12 protein-coding genes and 1 riboswitch are annotated in these 14095 nt (G+C 72.1%); of the genes, 3 read left to right on the top strand and 9 right to left on the bottom strand.

All coding sequences use genetic code 11. The annotated features are described in order from the left end of the window. Positions 1 to 286: 286 nt before the first annotated feature. The 3 genes from AC3ET3_RS16195 (at position 287) to AC3ET3_RS16185 (ending at position 4523) form a co-directional block, all read left to right on the top strand. Positions 287 to 793 (top strand): GNAT family N-acetyltransferase, encoded by a 507-nt coding sequence (locus AC3ET3_RS16195; RefSeq protein ID WP_432134011.1) that lies wholly within the window; start codon positions 287 to 289, stop codon positions 791 to 793. Positions 794 to 845: 52 nt separating this feature from the next. Then, a riboswitch (cobalamin riboswitch) is annotated at positions 846 to 1002 on the top strand. Positions 1003 to 1125: 123 nt separating this feature from the next. Then, positions 1126 to 3501: a ribonucleoside-diphosphate reductase subunit alpha gene (locus AC3ET3_RS16190; RefSeq protein ID WP_432134010.1), complete on the top strand. Its 2376-nt coding sequence runs from the start codon at positions 1126 to 1128 to the stop codon at positions 3499 to 3501. Continuing rightward, entirely contained in the window at positions 3501 to 4523 is a 1023-nt protein-coding gene (locus AC3ET3_RS16185) for a ribonucleotide-diphosphate reductase subunit beta (protein WP_432134009.1), read from the top strand. The genes AC3ET3_RS16190 and AC3ET3_RS16185 overlap by 1 nt, the downstream gene beginning before the upstream one ends. Positions 4524 to 4611: 88 nt before the next feature. Here the strand turns inward: AC3ET3_RS16185 and AC3ET3_RS16180 are convergent, their stop codons facing one another. The 9 genes from AC3ET3_RS16180 to AC3ET3_RS16140 all read right to left on the bottom strand — a co-directional run bounded on the left by AC3ET3_RS16180 (position 4612) and on the right by AC3ET3_RS16140 (position 14042). Then, positions 4612 to 5982, bottom strand: a complete 1371-nt coding sequence (locus tag AC3ET3_RS16180; protein ID WP_435612372.1) for a bifunctional albaflavenone monooxygenase/terpene synthase — start codon at positions 5980 to 5982, stop codon at positions 4612 to 4614. Beyond that, positions 5979 to 7076 (bottom strand): epi-isozizaene synthase, encoded by a 1098-nt coding sequence (cyc1, locus tag AC3ET3_RS16175; RefSeq protein WP_432155889.1) that lies wholly within the window; start codon positions 7074 to 7076, stop codon positions 5979 to 5981. The genes AC3ET3_RS16180 and cyc1 overlap by 4 nt, the downstream gene beginning before the upstream one ends. Positions 7077 to 7358: 282 nt before the next feature. Continuing rightward, positions 7359 to 8009: a peptide deformylase gene (gene def, locus AC3ET3_RS16170; protein WP_432155890.1), complete on the bottom strand. Its 651-nt coding sequence runs from the start codon at positions 8007 to 8009 to the stop codon at positions 7359 to 7361. A gap of 72 nt (positions 8010 to 8081) precedes the next feature. Next, a complete protein-coding gene (locus AC3ET3_RS16165; protein WP_432134005.1) occupies positions 8082 to 9062 on the bottom strand; it encodes a tetratricopeptide repeat protein in 981 nt (326 codons plus the stop codon). A 117-nt stretch (positions 9063 to 9179) separates the two neighbouring features. Continuing rightward, positions 9180 to 10418: an HD-GYP domain-containing protein gene (locus AC3ET3_RS16160; RefSeq protein WP_432134004.1), complete on the bottom strand. Its 1239-nt coding sequence runs from the start codon at positions 10416 to 10418 to the stop codon at positions 9180 to 9182. Continuing rightward, complete coding sequence (locus AC3ET3_RS16155; RefSeq protein ID WP_435612371.1) at positions 10415 to 11938, bottom strand: HD-GYP domain-containing protein; 1524 nt, start codon at positions 11936 to 11938, stop codon at positions 10415 to 10417. The genes AC3ET3_RS16160 and AC3ET3_RS16155 overlap by 4 nt, the downstream gene beginning before the upstream one ends. 146 nt (positions 11939 to 12084) lie before the next feature. Then, a complete protein-coding gene (rsrA, locus tag AC3ET3_RS16150) occupies positions 12085 to 12414 on the bottom strand; it encodes a mycothiol system anti-sigma-R factor (protein ID WP_432134002.1) in 330 nt (109 codons plus the stop codon). Then, complete coding sequence (locus tag AC3ET3_RS16145) at positions 12411 to 13121, bottom strand: sigma-70 family RNA polymerase sigma factor (RefSeq protein ID WP_432134182.1); 711 nt, start codon at positions 13119 to 13121, stop codon at positions 12411 to 12413. Before AC3ET3_RS16145 ends, rsrA begins: the two co-directional genes overlap by 4 nt. Before the next feature lie 279 nt (positions 13122 to 13400). Beyond that, positions 13401 to 14042, bottom strand: coding sequence for an alpha/beta hydrolase family protein (locus AC3ET3_RS16140; RefSeq protein ID WP_432134181.1), 642 nt, complete (start codon positions 14040 to 14042; stop codon positions 13401 to 13403). Between the last annotated feature and the right edge of the window lie 53 nt (positions 14043 to 14095).

Genomic DNA, 14095 nt, shown 5'->3' with positions numbered 1-14095 from the left:
GGCGCGCCGCCGGATCGGGCGCCCGGCACCGTCGGCGCGCGCCGCGCGCCGCATGACCGGTCTCCCGCACGCACCCCGCGGCGGGCCACCGAGAGCACACCGCTCGGTGTCCCGCCGCGTCCGCTCGGTGGTCCACCGCATCCGCTCGGTGGCCGCATCCGCTCGGTGGCCGCGTCCGCTCGGCGTGCGCCCCGAAGCGGGCGCGAAGCGCGGCGCGACCGGCCGGCAGCACCCCTCCCCCGAAATCCGGCGGCCACCGTCGGACCGGTCCGGCACACTCGGCCCCATGGACATCGTCATCCGCCCCGTCACGCCCGCCGAGTACGACACCCTCGCCGAGATCACCGCGCAGGCCTACCTCCAGGACGGGCTCCTCGACTACGGCGAGGAGGACGAGTATCTGCCGGTGCTGAAGGATGTCGCCGCGCGGGCGGCCGCCGCCGAGGTGCTGGTGGCCGTGGACGGCGACCGGCTCCTCGGCGGCGTCACCTTCGTCGCCGGACCCGGTCCGGTCGCCGACATCGCGCGACCCGGTGAGGCCGAGATCCGTGCGCTCGCGGTCGCGCACGCGGCGCGCGGCCGGGGCGCCGGCGAGGCACTCGTGCGGGCCTGCCTGGAGCGGGCGCGGGCCACGGAGGGCTGCACGGCCGTCGTTCTGTCCAGCCAGCGCAGCATGCACACCGCACACCGGATCTACGAACGTCTCGGCTTCGTCCGCACACCCGAGCGGGACTGGAACCCGGTGCCGCACCTGGACGACCTCACTCTCCTCACCTACGAGTTGACCCTCTGAAACCGCCCCGCCACAACATCTGGGGGTGGCGTGACAGGCGAGCACAAGATGTATGCTCATGCTCGCTGTCGCCGCAGGGGAATCCGGTGTGAATCCGGAACTGTCCCGCAACGGTGTACTTGTGCACGTCCTCTCCCCGGAACCGCCGTTCCCGGGCGTCGCCGTGCCCAGGAGTCAGTCCGAGGACCTGCCGACAGCGCGCCCGGCCGCCCGGCCGGGATGCCTGACGTCCGGGCCTCGTGGAATGGGCCGGTGGGCGCGACGCCGCGTGCGCTCGTGCGCCGCCGCCTGCCCCCGCGCGAGGCCCCCGTGCCAGCGAGGGAGAGCCCCACGTGACCATCGCGCCAGCAGACCCGGCCTCAGCCGTCCCGACCGCAGAGGACGCCCCCGGGACCGCCTTGCTGCGGTCCCTCACCGAGCTGACCGCCGACCTGCCCGACGCCGACCCCGGCCGGGTCGCCGCCGCCGCGCTGCGCGGCCGGTCGGCGCGCGCCGACGAGGCGGAGCTGCGCGAGCTGGCCACGGAGGCGGCGGCCGGCCTGATCTCCGAGGACCCCGCGTACTCGCGGCTGGCCGCCCGGCTGCTCACCCTCACCATCCGCGCCGAGGCCGCCTCCCAGGGCGTGACCACGTTCACCGAGTCGATCGCCGTCGGTCACCGCGAGGGCCTGATCGCCGACCGCACCGCCGAGTTCGCCCGGCTGCACGCCGAGCGGCTGGACGCGCTGGTCGACACCGGCGCCGACGACCGCTTCGGCTACTTCGGCCTGCGCACCCTGTACAGCCGCTACCTGCTGCGCCACCCCCTCACCCGCAAGGTCGTCGAGACGCCCCAGCACTTCCTGCTGCGGGTCGCCGGCGGCCTCGCCGAGGACGCGGCGTTCGCTCCGGGGGCGGGTGACCGGGCCGTGGACGAGGTCGCCGCGCTCTACGGCCTGATGAGCCGCCTGGACTACCTGCCGTCCTCGCCGACCCTGTTCAACTCCGGCACCCGGCACCCCCAGATGTCGTCCTGCTACCTCCTCGACTCCCCGCTGGACGAGCTGGACTCCATCTACGACCGCTACCACCAGGTGGCCCGCCTGTCGAAGCACGCCGGCGGGATCGGTCTGTCGTACTCCCGCATCCGCAGCCGGGGTTCGCTGATCCGCGGCACCAACGGTCACTCCAACGGCATCGTGCCGTTCCTGAAGACCCTCGACGCATCGGTCGCCGCGGTGAACCAGGGCGGCCGGCGCAAGGGCGCTGCCGCGGTCTACCTGGAGACCTGGCACTCCGACATCGAGGAGTTCCTGGAGCTGCGCGACAACACCGGTGAGGACGCCCGCCGTACGCACAACCTGAACCTCGCGCACTGGGTGCCGGACGAGTTCATGCGCCGGGTCGCCGCCGACGAGCAGTGGTCGCTGTTCTCCCCCGCCGACGTGCCCGAACTGGTGGACCTGTGGGGTGAGGAGTTCGACGCGTCGTACCGCAAGGCGGAAGCGGCCGGTCTGGCCCGCCGGACCATCCCGGCCCGCGACCTGTACGGCCGGATGATGCGCACCCTCGCGCAGACCGGCAACGGCTGGATGACCTTCAAGGACGCCGCCAACCGCACCGCCAACCAGACCGCCCTGCCGGGGCACGTGGTCCACTCCTCCAACCTCTGCACGGAGATCCTGGAGGTCACCGACGACGGCGAGACGGCGGTGTGCAACCTGGGGTCGGTCAACCTCGGCGCGTTCGCCGACCCGGCGACCGGTGGCCTCGACTGGGAGCGGCTGGACGAGACGGTCCGCACGGCCGTCACGTTCCTCGACCGGGTCGTCGACATCAACTTCTACCCGACCGAGCAGGCGGGCCGCTCCAACGCCCGGTGGCGGCCGGTGGGTCTGGGCGCGATGGGCCTGCAGGACGTCTTCTTCAAGCTGCGGCTGCCCTTCGACTCCCCGGAGGCGAAGGCCCTGTCGACCCGCATCGCCGAGCGCGTCATGCTCGCCGCGTACGAGGCGTCCGCCGACCTGGCCGAGCGCGGCGGCCCGCTGCCGGCCTGGGAGAAGACCCGTACCGCGCAGGGCGTGCTGCACCCCGACCACTACGGGGTGGAGCTGACCTGGCCGGAGCGCTGGGCGGCGCTGCGTGAGCGGATCGCGGCGGTCGGCCTGCGCAACAGCCTCCTCCTGGCCATCGCGCCGACGGCCACCATCGCCTCCATCGCCGGCGTGTACGAGTGCATCGAGCCGCAGGTGTCGAACCTGTTCAAGCGCGAGACGCTGTCCGGTGAGTTCCTCCAGGTCAACTCGTATCTGGTGCAGGACCTCAAGGATCTCGGCGTGTGGGACGCCCGTACCCGTGAGGCGCTGCGCGACTCGGCCGGCTCAGTGCAGGACTTCGCGTGGATCCCCGAGGACGTACGGCGGCTCTACCGCACGGCGTGGGAGATCCCGCAGCGCGGGCTGATCGACATGGCGGCGGCGCGCACGCCGTTCCTCGACCAGTCGCAGTCCCTGAACCTCTTCATGGAGACGCCGACCATCGGCAAGCTCTCCTCGATGTACGCGTACGCCTGGAAGTCCGGGCTGAAGACGACGTACTACCTGCGTTCGCGCCCGGCGACCCGTATCGCCCGCGCCGCGCAGGCATCCGTCCCCGTGCAGCAGGCCGCCGATCCCGAAGCGGTCGCCTGCTCCCTTGAGAACCCCGAGTCCTGCGAGGCCTGCCAGTGATGTCCGAGAAGTCCGAACGCAACGCCCATCTCCTCGACCCGGGCTTCGAGCTGACGCTGCGCCCCATGCGCTACCCCGACTTCTACGAGCGCTACCGGGACGCCATCAAGAACACCTGGACCGTGGAGGAGGTCGACCTCCACTCGGACGTCGCCGACCTCGCCAAGCTCAGCCCCGCCGAGCAGCACCTCATCGGCCGTCTCGTGGCCTTCTTCGCGACGGGCGACTCGATCGTGGCGAACAACCTGGTGCTGACGCTGTACAAGCACATCAACTCCCCCGAGGCGCGGCTGTACCTGTCGCGCCAGCTGTTCGAGGAGGCCGTGCACGTCCAGTTCTATCTGACCCTGCTGGACACCTACCTCCCCGACCCGGAGGACCGGGCCGCCGCCTTCGACGCGGTGGAGAACATCCCGTCCATCCGTGAGAAGGCCGGGTTCTGCTTCAAGTGGATCAACGAGGTCGAGAAGATCGACCGGCTGGAGAGCAGGGCCGAGCGCCGGCGGTTCCTGCTCAACCTGATCTGCTTCGCCGCCTGCATCGAGGGCCTGTTCTTCTACGGCGCCTTCGCGTACGTCTACTGGTTCCGCAGCCGGGGTCTGCTGCACGGTCTGGCCACCGGCACCAACTGGGTGTTCCGCGACGAGACCATGCACATGTCGTTCGCGTTCGACGTGGTCGACACGGTCCGCAAGGAGGAGCCGGACCTGTTCGACGACCGGCTCCAGGAGCAGGTGACCGACATGCTGCGGGAGGCCGTCGAGGCGGAGCTGCAGTTCGCGCGTGACCTGTGCGGCGACGGGCTGCCGGGCATGAACACCGAGTCGATGCGCCAGTACCTGGAGTGCGTGGCCGACCAGCGGCTGACCCGGCTGGGCTTCGCGCCGGTCTACGGCTCCGAGAACCCGTTCTCCTTCATGGAGCTGCAGGGCGTGCAGGAGCTGACCAACTTCTTCGAGCGGCGGCCGTCGGCCTACCAGGTCGCCGTCGAGGGCACGGTCGACCTGGACGAGGACTTCTAGGTCGCTTCCAGGTCCGCGCCGGGCCCGTCGCGCGTCCGCGCCGCGGGTGCCGTGGCAACGGCACCCGCCGGTGCGGACGGACCGGCTCCTACCGGGGGATCGCCCGCAGCCGCAGGTCACGCGGGCGCAGGGTGATGCCGATGCGCGGCCGGGCGTCGGAGCCCGGCGCGTGCTCGAAGGTGAACGCGGAGGCGATCGCGGCGGTGACGAGCGTCAGCTCGGCCATCGAGAAGTGATCGCTGGGGCACTTGCGGTTGCCGACGCTGAACGGGTTCATCGCGTACTTGGGGACCTCCGCGGTCTGGCCGGGCAGCCACCGGTCCGGGTCGAACTCCTCGTGCCGTTCGAAGGAACGGGGGTCGCGCTGGATGGCGTACGGGCTGTACACGATGTCGGCACCGGCGGGGATGCGGTAGCCGCCGAGCACGGTGTCCGTGACCGCCCGCCGGGTGAGGATCCATACGGCGGGGTGGAGCCGCATGGTCTCGGTGATGAGGTTCGCGGTGCGGGTCAGCTTGCGGACGTCGTCGAACGCGACCGGCCGGCCGCCGGTGACGCTCTGTACCTCGTCCCGGACACCGTCGGCCAGGCCCGGGTGCTCGGTGAGGACCTGCAACAGGGACATGACCATGGAACCGACGGTCTCACTGCCCGGGGTGACAATGGCGATGACCTGGTCGTGGATCTCCTGCTCCCCGATCGGCTCACCATTCTCGTCCGTCGCTTCCAGCAAAGCTGTCAGCAAATCGTCCGGCTTTTGACTGCTCGCCCGGCGGTCGGCGACGATCTCGTCGACCAGGAGATGCAAATCGGCCAGCGCGCGGTTGAATTCACGGTTGGCCGGGAACGGCACGCAATAAAGCGGCCCCAGCGGTACCACCATGCGCTGGTACATACCGCTGAACAGAGTGGCGAGCGCAGAGCATATGCGTTCGGCACGCGTATCCGCGTAACTGCCGCGCATCAGGCAGCGGGCGGAAATGCGGACGGCCACCCGGAAGGACTCCGAGGTGACGTCGATGACCTTCCGGGAGCGCCACCGCTCGACGAGCGCGTGTGCCTCCTCCTCCATGATCGGCCCGTAGCCGGGGATCGCGTCGAGCCGGAACGCGGGCTGGATGGTGCGCCGCTGCCGACGGTGCATCGGTCCGTTGGCGGTGGCCACGCCCTCCTTGCCGAGCAGGCTCTCCAGCGACTCCCACAGCGGCCCCGCGATGATGTAGTCGGGGCTGAGGGCGACCGCGCCGGTGAGATCGGGCGAGGTGACGGCGTACACCGTCTTGGGGCCGAGCCTGAGCCGGACGACGTCGCCGTGGTCGCGCAGCTGGGTCAGGAAGGCCAGCGGGTCGCGGGCCAGTTTCCAGCCGTGGCCGAGGAGCGGGACGGCGCCGCCGGCCAGCGGCGGCCGCTCCGGATCGCGGGACGCGGACGTCGTGGCCCTCACCGAGTCGAGGGTCATTTCTCACCTGCCGCTTCGTTGTTGACGTACGGGGGTGTGGAGCGGTCGTCCCAGCTGTCGACCATGTACCGGCCGGACTCGTGGTGGAACCAGTAGACGGAACTGAACCAGTTCCGCATGTTCGACAGACAGGCCTGGACGGCGATGCCGAGTTCCTTTCCGGAAAGGCTGCCGTCGGCCAGGCTCTCGGCGAAGAGAAGGGCTTCGCGTTCCGCCTCCAGGAATTCCGATATGCACTCCTCGACACGCCGTCTGACTTCTTCGACGGCCTCTTCCAGGGTCAGCCCCTCGTGGACGATGAGACTGATTCCGAGATTGTGCACCTCGTCACCCGCTATTTCCTTCGGCAGCGAGCAGAGGTCGTTGTACCAGGCGGCGAATTCCTGGCTGAGCAGAGCCGCCCGGCGGAATGCCGGGTGTTTCCTCACCCTGTCCGGTAGTTCCCGTCCGGCGCTCGGCTCCAGGAGATCGGTCCAGATGCAGTGCGCGAAGGTGAGCCGGCGCAGCGCAAGGTACTCCCCGACCGGGGGCACCCGCCCCTCGGTCCGGTTGCGGAACTCCCGGTCGTAGGCCTCGATCACCTGGTGGAAGTGGCGGGCGAACCGGGCGTTCCAGCTGTCCGGCAGGAACGCGTACAGCCGGCTCACCGTGTCGGCCAGCCCGGCGACCAGCGGGTCCTCGTGGTGCAGCTGCCCTCCGGGGGAGTCGAGCGCCCGGTGCAGCCGGGACTTCAGCCGCCGCCAGGCGGCCGCCCGGCCGTGCACGATGTCACGGTCGTGCCGGTCGTCCCAGACGAAGAACCACGCGCTGTAGTCGGCGATGGCCTGCAGCACCTCGTCGGGGGCGCCGAGGTAGTAGCCCGCCATCAGATCGGTGTAGCACAGGCCGTCGGCATATTCCGCGACCTTGTCCGCCGGCATGAGCCGCTTTTCCAGCAGCCACTCCCGGGTGTTCTCCTGCAACCGCGGCCAATACGGGTGCAGTTGCCGGGGAAACGCCTCTTCGATGACCGGAAGAGCGAGCGAGGGCGGGACCGCGGTGGCCGTCGCCGTGGATGTGGTGCGGTATGTGGTGCTGTATGGGAAAGCTGGCACGAACAACCCCTCTCAGCCGCCTGTGGCCGCACGCCCCTCCCGCCGTGCCGGGCGTGCGCCGTCGTGCATCCCCGCACTTCCCATTCAGCCCTACAACTGTCCGTTCTGGGAACGGATTTGCTTCATTCACTACCCCGGGATGCCGAGAGAGCCCCGGGCCGGACTGGTTACGGATCAGCGGATGTGCATATGCGATCGAACGTCCTACGGACACACGAACGACGCCCGACCGGAGGAAGCCGGTCAGGCGTCAGGGGTTTCGGCGTGGTCTTCGCGGCGACGTCAGTCGTTCGGGACCACGGGATAACGGGGCTCGTTCTCAGCCATCTGCCGCAGCGCGTCCTTGCGTTCACGCTTGGACAGCCGGTCGATGTACAGGTACCCGTACAGGTGGTCGGTCTCGTGCTGCAAACACCGAGCGAAGTATCCGGTGCCGCGGACCCTGATGGGGTTGCCCTTCTCGTCCTGACCGGTGACCTCGGCGTAGTCCGGGCGGGCCAGCGGCGCGTAGGCCGTCGGCACCGACAGGCAGCCCTCGTTGCCGTCGTCCAGCCGACGCCGCTCGGCGGGGAGTTCGACGAGCTCGGGGTTGCAGACCACGCCGACGTGGCGCACGCCCTCGTCGTCCGGGCAGTCGTAGACGAACACCTTCAGGTCGACGCCGATCTGGTTGGCGGCCAGGCCCACCCCCTCGGCGGTGCGCTGCGAGGCGAACATGTCGTCGACCAGCTTCAGCAGCTCCTCGTCGAAGACGGTGACGTCCTTGACCTCACGGTGCAGCACCGGGTTGCCCACCACGGTGATCGGCCGGGACGTGCCGCGCTCGCGGTAGGCCCGTTCGCGCTCCTCGGGGTCCTCGGTGTCGATGACGAAGCCCTCGTCGTCCACGGGAAGCACGCCCGCGTGCTGCTGATCGGTGTCCTGCTGCGCCATGACCGACGTACGCCTTTCCTGCAAGCCAGAGAAGATGATGCGGGTACAGCCTAGACGGGGCTCGCGTCCGCCTCAGCAGACCTCTTCCAGATCCCGCCAGTCCCGGGAGTCGGGACTGTCCGCGACCCAGCCGTCCAGCAGCCCCCGGACCAGCGAGGCCGGCGCGGCCACCCCGCACTCCCGCTCCGGCACCCACAGCTGCCCGTCGGTGCGGTGACCGAGCGGCCCGGGGTGACCCGGCTCGCTGTGGTCGTGCGGGTCGAGGTGGACCCCGTCACCCTCGTCGGACGGCATCCGCGACTCCGAGCACAGGCGGCACAGCAGCCGCACGGACGACGACCAGTCCTCCGCGGCGAACCCGGCGTCCGCGGCCAGCTGCTCCAGCGCGTCCCGGTCGGCCTCGGTGTCCGCCTCCAGCAGGACCACCCAGGTGGGGACCGGCGAGGGCGCCCACAGCTCGATCTCGTCGAAGACGGGGTAGGAGTGCCCGGTGGACGTGGTCCGTTCGCCGTGCGGCACCCCGTCGTGCAGCACCACCTCGCCCCAGCGCCGCCCGGACGACGGCAGCGGGATCGACAGCACCTCGATCCGGGCCGGGTCCAGCCGCCGCCCCCACACCACCTCGGCCTCGCCCTCCGGCGACAGCCGGACCGCCGCGCTGCCCAGGTCCATGCCGACCGGTTCCCCGGCGGCCGTCGCACCGCCCGGGACGGGCAGCCCGTACGCCTGCCAGGCGCGCCGGGCCAGCGGCCAGTCCTGCAGGGCGGTCGCCGCGATGCCGACGTTCCACCAGTCCGGCGCCCCCGCCTCCCGGTCCAGCAGCGCCACCGCGCGCAGCCCCGCCGTGCGCGCCTGCTCCCAGTCGTGCCGGAACTTGTGCAGCAGGGCCAGGTTGAACCAGGACTCGGACAGCCAGGGCTCCAGGTCGGCGGCGCGGGTCAGCAGCGCGCCCGCGTCCTCGTACCGCCCGTCACCGATCAGCGTGAACGCGCGGTCGGTGGCCTGCCGCCAGGAGGCGGAGGGCCGGTGCCGTCCCTTGCCGAAGATCCTCACGATTCCCGCCTGCCAGTTCTGTGGAGTGGGCCGGCTGTGCCCCCGGACAGCCTGTCGGAGACCCTCTCCCTTCGCATCCAACCACGTACGGCTGGAAGGGCGCTCATTACCCATGGGTTACCCACCCGCGGGCGAGGTAAGGCAGCCGCGGGCGAGCACCCTGGCCAGCGCTTCCACCACTTCCGGCGCGTACTCCCCGGCCGCCTGCAACCGCAGCTCCTCCAATGCGGTCAGGGGCCCGTCGGGGCCGGCGGCGCGGACCTTCTCCTCGTAGGCGTTGACCACCCGCACGATGCGGGCCGCCACCGGTTGCTCGGCGCAGGGGTCGGCCTGCCGCTCCACGACCGCCGCGACCTGGGCTCCGGCCCCGGTCTGGCGGACCACGGCGCCGCCGAGCAACGCGATACGGCGCTGCTCGGCCGCCGGCAGCGCCGAGGTGGCGCCGGCCGGCACCGGGTCGACGAGGCTGAGCTGGCCGATGTCGTGCATGAGGGCCGCGTACTCCAGGACGGTGAGGTCGGGTTCGGACAGGCCCAGGTCCCGGCCCACGGCCTGGCTGAGGGCGGCCACCCGGTGGGCGTGCCCGGCCGGGGTGTACCCGGCTATCTCGGTGGCCCGGGCCAGGGACGCGATGGTCTGCCGGTAGGTGGCACGCACGGCCGCGTACCGGCGCAGGGCGAGCTGGGTGAGCAGCAGGGGCAGCGAGAGGACGGGCAGCGCCCACAGCCCCACGACGGCGACCGCGAGCGCCGTGACCGCGCCGGTGGCGCACACCGCCGAGCCGATGCCGGGCACCGAGCACACCTCGTCGCGCAGCAGGGGACCGTACGGCCAGCCGGTGCGCGCGTGGGTCAGCGCGGCGGCGAGCACCGCGTCGCAGAGCACGGTGAGCCCGAGCAGCGCGAGCAGGAGCAGGGCGTAGGCGGGTCCCCGCCAGGACCGGAAGACGCCCTGGTTGAACAGCGGCTGGAAGCACACGGCGGCGAAGGCGGCGGCCAGCACCCGGCGGGCCAGGTGGTCCAGCACCGGCCCCCGGCCGCGCGCTATGTGCGGCACGCAGCCCAGCAGGGAGGCCCCGGCCACCACCGAGACGACCTGGGCGAAGCCGTGCCCGGTCGGCTGCCCGGCGTTCTCCCCGAGCAGCGCGTACGCCAGGGAGCCTGCGGTCCCGAGCGGGGCGGCATCCCGCAGCCCCGGACCGGTCCACCGGGTGAGCTCGCCGACCACGACGAACGCTCCGAAGGCGAGCGCGACGGGCCGTTCCACGACCCCCGCACGCAGGGTGACGAGCAGTGCCCCGGCGGCCACCAGTGCGGCGGTCCCGTGCACCACCCCGAGCAGCCGCGCCCGCCTCACCGCGCGGTCCCGGACCGGTCACCCCGCCCGGCCCGGGCCGGGACGGTCCGGGGTGCGGTGTCGTCGGGCGCGGGGTCCTGCGGAGTGCCGGGCGGAACGGGCTCACCGGCCGGCGGCGCCGGGGTGGGCTCGCCCGCCGACGGCATCGGGCCCGGCTCACCGGCACGCGGCGCCTCGCCGGACCTCCCGGACGGCGGTGGCACGGCGGGCTTCCCGGGCGCCGCCTCACCGGCACCGGCGGGCCTACCGGCCGCCGGTGCCGCGGCGGACGCCTCGTCGGCGGTCACCAGCGGGTGCCAGCCGTGGCGGTCCAGCGCCCGGCCGAGTGCGGTGACCATGCGGGGGTCGAACTGGGCGCCGGCGCACCGCCGCAGCTCGGCGAGGGCGGCGGCGACCGGCCGGGCCCGGCTGTAGGAGCGGGTGGAGGTCATCGCGTCGAAGGCGTCGGCGACGGCGACCACGCGGGCGCACTCCGGGATCTGACGGCCCACCAGCCCGTAGGGGTAGCCGCGGCCGTCGAGCCGTTCGTGGTGGTGGAGGATCGCGGCGCGGGCCTCGCCGAGGAAGTGGATCCCCCGGGTGATCTCGTGGCCGTACTCGGGGTGCAGTTCGATGACCCGCCGCTCCTCGGGCGTCAGCGGGCCGTCCTTGCGCAACAGCCGGGTGGGGACACCGAGTTTGCCGACGTCGTGCAGGATCCCGGCGAAGCGGAGCACCTCGGTCCGCCGGGCGTCCATGCCCAGCTCGCGGGCGATCATCATGGACGCCTGTCCGACCCGCTCGCTGTGGCCGCGGGTGTAGCCGTCCTTGATGTCCACGGCCTGCACCAGCGCCCGGATGGTGGCCCGGTGCGCTGCCCGCTCCCGGTGGTACTGCGCGAACACCCACCAGGCCACGCCCATCGGGAAGAGCACCAGCAGCGCGGCGACCGGCCCGTAGGGGCTGCGCCAGAGCACGGCCATCATCAGCCCGGCCAGCCCGTGCACGGCGAGCGGCGCGAGACAGCGGGAGAACAGCCCCCGCCAGGCCCGGCGCGGCGGCACCCGCTCGGCGAGGACGAGGATCCCGCCGTCCAGCGCGGTGAGCACCGCGCAGTACGCGAGCACGGCGACCGCGGCGGGCACCAGGGCGTACGGGAAGTCGGGCGTGACGACGGCGTCCCGGCCGCCGAGCGACCAGTGGGCGGCGGCCGCGGCCCACACCGCGAGCGCGGACTGGGCGGCCCGCCAGACCCGGCGCGGCCCGGCCGGCCGCTGGTCCACCCGGCACAGCAGCGCACCGGGCAGCGGGACGAGCGCGGCGGCGGGCGGCGGCAGCAGGAACGCCCCGGCGAGCAGCAGGGGGTGGCAGGTGCTCCCGAACCGGCGCCGGGCGATCGGCTCACCCGCGGCGTACAGCGCGGCGAGCAGGCCCACCGGCCACCAGGGCGCGTGCACCTGGGGCAGCGGGGTCAGGCAGGCCAGGGCGGCGAGGGCGGTACAAACGATGAAGGCGAGTGCCCGCCCCGGAATCGCCTCCATGCGGCCCTCCCCAGCCCGTAGGTGTCCGGGCTGGGAGCCTAGGGGCGCGGGCGGCGATCCATGGACGTATCACCCGCCGATTAGCACGTTCGGGTGACGGCGGACCGCTTGGGCGGCGCTCGGGCGACTCAGGCGGCGCGGGCGGCTCAGGATTCCTGGGGCGATACCGGTGCGGCCGGCGCGGACGTGACGTCGGTGGCGTCGGAGCCGGGGCCCGCCTGGCCGGAGCGGATCAGGTCGAGCCGCCCGAGGACCTTGGAGCGCAGGTCGGTCGGCACCTCGTCATGTCCGCAGCACCGCTTGACCAGCTTCTTCACGGCCTCTTCGAGCCCGTACTTCTCCAGGCACGGAGAGCACTCCTTGAAGTGCTGCTTGAACTTGTCGCGATCGACGTCCGGCATCTCACTGTCGAGGAACTCGTACAGATGATCGAGTACCTCACTGCAGTCCGTCTCGTGCGGCTCTCCGCAGCTCATGAGCCCGAGCCTTTCGCTTCGTTCGACTCTCCGGCGCCCGCCGGGACCAGGCCGCGCTCGCGGGCGTAGTCCTCCAGCATTCCGCGCAGTTGACGGCGGCCCCGGTGCAGCCGGGACATCACCGTTCCGATGGGTGTCCCCATGATGTCCGCGATCTCCTTGTACGCAAAGCCCTCTACGTCCGCGAGATACACGGCGATCCGGAACTCCTCGGGAATCGCCTGGAGGGCCTCCTTCACGTCCGAATCGGGCAGGTGGTCGAGCGCCTGCGACTCCGCGGAGCGCAGACCCGTCGACATGTGCGACTCGGCGCGGGCGAGCTGCCAGTCCTCGATCTCCTCGGCCGCGCTCCGCTGCGGTTCACGCTGCTTCTTGCGGTACGAGTTGATGAACGTGTTGGTGAGGATCCGGTACAGCCACGCCTTGAGGTTGGTGCCCTCGCGGAACTGGTGGAAGGACGCGTACGCCTTGGCGTACGTCTCCTGCACCAGGTCCTCGGCGTCGGCCGGATTGCGCGTCATGCGCAGCGCGGCCGAGTACATCTGGTCGAGGAACTCCAGCGCGTCCCGCTCGAAGCGCGCGGTGCGCTCCGCGCCGGTCTCACCGGACGTGTCCGCGGCGAACGTGTCCGCGTTCATGCCCTGGCCCTCGGGCAGCTCCGCCTGGCCGTTGTCGGTCCCTGCGTCGGTACCGGGAACCGGACCCACCTCCTCAAGATTCTGGGCAGGGCCGAAACCGGTCCCGCCAGAATCGGAGGATAGACGACCTTCGGCCGGGACGGGGTGCCGATCGCCGCCCGCCGCCGCTCCACCGGGAGCGGTCCTGGCCGCGTGCAGCACCGTCCACTCCAGGTCGGCGCGGTTGCCTGCGGGCGGGCAGATGGTCGAACCCATGCGGCGGACTTCCTCTCCCACGACGATCAGTGCTGGTCGTCCAGCACGTACGTCGGGCACAACAGCGGCCCGCCGCCCGGCATTCCCCGCGGGTCACGCCAGTGACCGGGTCCACTCGGCGACCTTCGCGGTGATGATCCCCAGCGCGTCCTCCTGGGTGATCTCCGCCCGCTTGGGCACCGCGAACCCGTGGTCGCCGCCGGGCACCTCGGCCAACTCGTACGCCCCCTCGGGGAACTCCCCGGGTCTGCCGAACGGGTCGTTGCCGCCCTGGACGACGAGGGTGGGCACGCCGGCGCCGAGCAGTTCCCCGGCGCGGGACTTCTCCGGCCTGCCCGGCGGGTGCAGCGGGAAGCTGAGCGCGAGCACGGCGTGCGCCCCGAGCTCGGCGGCCGTGCGGCAGGCGACCCGCGCGCCGGCGGACCTGCCGCCGGAGATCACCGGGAGGCCGGGCGCGGCGAGCGCCGGCCAGACACCGCGCCAGCCGGCGTCGAGGGTCCTCGGCGCGGGCGCGACCTTCTTCCCGGCGACCCGCCAGGGCTGCTCGACGAGGGCCACGGTCACTCCGTGCGCGGGCAGTTCGGCGGCGAGGGCCTGGAGATCGCGGGCCTCGACGCCGCCGCCGGCGCCGTGACCGACGGCGAGGACGAACCGAGCCGGGCGCCGCGCCGGCCACCAGGTGACGCGGGCGGTCCCGGCGTCCGTCCCGACGGTCTCGACCGTGGGGTTCTCGATCCTGCCGAGGGCACCGACGGAGTCCGGGGTGCCGGTGCGGTCCGGGGTGCCGG

The organism is Streptomyces sp. bgisy159 (genome assembly GCF_057707805.1).
This window is presented reverse-complemented; position numbering and strand designations above follow the sequence as displayed.

Coding starts and splice junctions, on each gene's coding strand:
- rsrA (WP_432134002.1), bottom strand. CDS start 12,414: ATGAGCTGCGGAGAGCCGCACGAGACGGACTGCAGTGAGGTACTCGAT.
- AC3ET3_RS16155 (WP_435612371.1), bottom strand. CDS start 11,938: ATGGAGGCGATTCCGGGGCGGGCACTCGCCTTCATCGTTTGTACCGCC.
- def (WP_432155890.1), bottom strand. CDS start 8,009: ATGGCGCAGCAGGACACCGATCAGCAGCACGCGGGCGTGCTTCCCGTG.
- AC3ET3_RS16195 (WP_432134011.1), top strand. CDS start 287: ATGGACATCGTCATCCGCCCCGTCACGCCCGCCGAGTACGACACCCTC.
- AC3ET3_RS16180 (WP_435612372.1), bottom strand. CDS start 5,982: ATGACCCTCGACTCGGTGAGGGCCACGACGTCCGCGTCCCGCGATCCG.
- AC3ET3_RS16185 (WP_432134009.1), top strand. CDS start 3,501: ATGTCCGAGAAGTCCGAACGCAACGCCCATCTCCTCGACCCGGGCTTC.